Origin of the sequence: Arthrobacter sp. TB 26, from assembly GCF_000427315.1 — a bacterium.
Taxonomy (GTDB): domain Bacteria; phylum Actinomycetota; class Actinomycetes; order Actinomycetales; family Micrococcaceae; genus Arthrobacter.
In genome coordinates this window covers 3934-4514 of the sequence record NZ_AUPJ01000431.1, presented here as the reverse complement: position 1 = coordinate 4514, position 581 = coordinate 3934, and the positions used below count along the sequence as shown (strand labels likewise).

Here is a 581-nt window from a genome sequence, read left to right as displayed (position 1 = left end):
CCGCCGGGGCCGCCGCCAACGCCGCAGGCATCTTCCGCTACTTCGCCACCTTGGCCGACTACCTTGAGCGCGAGGACGTGCGGGCTTTCCCCAAAGGCGGCGGGGAATCTGTGGTCCGGCGCGAACCGATCGGCGTCTGCGCCCTGATCGCGCCCTGGAACTTCCCGATCAACCTCGTGGTCATTAAGCTCGCCCCGGCGCTGCTGGCCGGCTGCACGGTGGTGATCAAGCCGGCGTCGCCCACCCCGCTGTCGTTCCGCGTGATCATCGACGCGGTGGCCGCGGCCGGGGTCCCGGCCGGCGTCGTCAACCTGGTCACCGGGTCCGGCCGGCTGGGAGATGCACTGGTGAAGCACCCGGGTGTGGACAAGGTGGCCTTCACGGGCTCGACACCCGTGGGCCGGAAAATTGCCGCGGCCTGCGGCGAGCTGCTGCGCCCCGTCACCCTGGAGCTTGGCGGCAAATCCAGCGCAATTGTGCTGCCGGACGCGGACCTGGACGCGATGTCCAAGGTGCTGATCCGCTCCTCCATGCGCAACACCGGCCAGACCTGCTACATCTCGACCCGAATCCTGGCCCCC

General features: G+C 69.5%; 1 pseudogene. It reads left to right on the top strand.

Going from position 1 to position 581, the window contains the following annotated elements:
* Positions 1-50 precede the first annotated feature (50 nt).
* Positions 51-518: pseudogene (locus tag K789_RS26490) on the top strand (aldehyde dehydrogenase family protein); the annotation flags it as partial.
* Between the last annotated feature and the right edge of the window lie 63 nt (positions 519-581).